Raw genomic sequence first — 2,175 nt, 5'->3', positions numbered from 1 at the left:
TTCAGCGTGCTGAAAAAATTCACGGTGGCAGCCGGAGGGATGATCAGCCTGTTTGCGGAAAAGCTGGGGATCAAACTGTTTGCCAGTAAAGGGCGGGTAGAAATTCAGGCGCAGGGTGATGCGATGGGACTGGAAGCGCTGAAAGATATCACGGTGAGTAGCCATGAGGGCAAAGTGATTATCAGTGCTAAGGAAGAGATCCTGCTGGCCTGTGGGGGCGGTTATATCCGTATTGGCAAGGGTCAGGTGGAAAGTGGCGCGCCGGATCACATTATCCAGCGGGGCGCGGTGTGGCAGAAGTTTGGCGGGCAAAGTGTCAGTCAGGCTGTACAACAATGGCAAACGGCTAATTATGCCGTAACGCCGAAGGTTGTTCAGGGTTATAACGCTTCTCCGTTAGCCAGTCAGGATATGCAACTCCATACCGAAGATGACAGCGTGCAGGCATTATCAACTGCTCAGGATGGAAAAAGCCCTCTGCAAAAGCAGACGGGGGTAGAAATAGGCAAATTGAAAATAAAAGATGAGGAGTAAATGATGAGCGAGTCCACTGAAAATGAAATTTATATTCATCCTGAATATGATGAATACGGCCTTCCGTATTACAACGTGCCCAATGCCAGAATTGAAGAAAACCTGGTGGCGACCTGCCTGAAATATGCGACTAAAGTCATTCCGGTGATTTTCCTGCCGGGGGTGATGGGGAGTAATCTGAAATTTAAGGAGGGTGAGACAGTTTGGTTACTAAATGCTGAATTTAGTTATGCTGTTTTACGTTGGATAGCAATAGGGCCGACTTACAGAAAAAAAACATTAGATCCCGGCAAAACAGCGGTTGATGGTTCCGGGGCTATCACGTTTGACCACACCGAAAAGAATAAATTTCCCAGTTGTCGGCAGCGGGGTTGGGGAGAAGTGGCACATATGAGTTACGGGGGGTTTTTGCCCTGGCTTCAGGATGTGTTGGATGATGAGCGCCAGGTGTTTGAATATTGCATAGAAGGTAAGGGGAGGAAAACGCTCCGGCAGCAAATAATCGAGATGGATCTGAATGCGGAGCGGGGTGAAGAGCCGCTGACACCGGAGGAGGTTAAACACAGTTATCGTTTTATGTATCCGGTGCATGTGATGGGCTATAACTGGCTGCAATCCAATGCGGATTCGGCGAAGAGGTTGGCGGAATATGTTGATAAGGTTTTAGCCTTCTATGGTAAACGCTGTGCAACCAAGCAGGTAATTTTAGTCACTCACTCTATGGGCGGGTTGGTTGCCCGCCATTATTCAGAAAAACTGAATGGTCGGGATAAAATTTTAGGGATTGTGCACGGCGTGATGCCGGATACCGGTGCCCCGACAACTTATAAAAGGATGAAAACCGGTGAAGATGGTATGACAGGGCTGGTTGTCGGCAGTAATGGGGCGGAGATGACCGCTGTGATGGCCCAGTCGCCCGGTCCTTTACAACTGTTGCCGGGAAAGGCGTATGGTAAAGGCTGGTTACATATCGCCGATGGTAAAATCACGCATAAGCTACCGGAGTCAGACCCTTATGAGGAAATCTATCTGGAAAAGGATCGCTGGTGGGGATTATGTGAAACCCGGTTTTTAAACCCGGATAAAGAAGATAAATGGAAAGATAATGGAAGTTGGAATAATTATACGGCCATTATAAAGAAAAAAGTTAGGCCATTTATTGAAGAATTAACTGGTAATTATCACCCTAATACCTATGCCTTTTATGGTGCCAGTGAGAAACATCCATCGTATGGGATTATTTCCTGGCAAAAGGGGCATCGTCATTATTCTAGTTATAGCTATGATAATCTTTTAGAAAAACAGGAGGATTATTCCGGTATGACATTTAATCAGCCGCTATATGATCCTGCTAATCAGGAAGTCGGTGTAACTCGTACGGTTCGTTTTCTTGTTGGACCTTCCTCATGGGATTATAAAGAAAAATATTTTGTACTGGCATCACCAAATGAGAAAGGGGATGGTACAGTGCCGGTACAGGCGGGTCGTATTAAAGCCAGAAGTTTACGTAGCCTGCTGGCAACGGAGGTGGATCACGAAGGGGCGTATAAAGAGGATAAAGAAACTAAAGATAGCAAAGCCCGGTTATTTACCCTGCGTGCAATTGTGAAGATGGTTCAGGGGGTGAAAATTGAATAAGAA

The 2,175-nt window shown here is 46.6% G+C and carries 2 protein-coding genes; both read left to right on the top strand.

The window, feature by feature from the left end; all coding sequences use genetic code 11:
• The coding region (locus D3222_RS24250; protein ID WP_157975443.1) for a DUF2345 domain-containing protein at positions 1–534 on the top strand (534 nt) is incomplete at its 5' end.
• Positions 535–537: 3 nt separating this feature from the next.
• Positions 538–2,172, top strand: a complete 1,635-nt coding sequence (locus D3222_RS24245) for an esterase/lipase family protein (RefSeq protein WP_118988325.1) — start codon at positions 538–540, stop codon at positions 2,170–2,172.
• The last annotated feature ends 3 nt before the right edge of the window (positions 2,173–2,175 follow it).

This window comes from Photorhabdus sp. CRCIA-P01, assembly GCF_003545805.1.
GTDB classification, from domain to species: Bacteria; Pseudomonadota; Gammaproteobacteria; order Enterobacterales; family Enterobacteriaceae; genus Photorhabdus; species Photorhabdus antumapuensis.
This window is presented reverse-complemented; position numbering and strand designations above follow the sequence as displayed.

Coding starts and splice junctions, on each gene's coding strand:
- D3222_RS24245 (WP_118988325.1), top strand. CDS start 538: ATGAGCGAGTCCACTGAAAATGAAATTTATATTCATCCTGAATATGAT.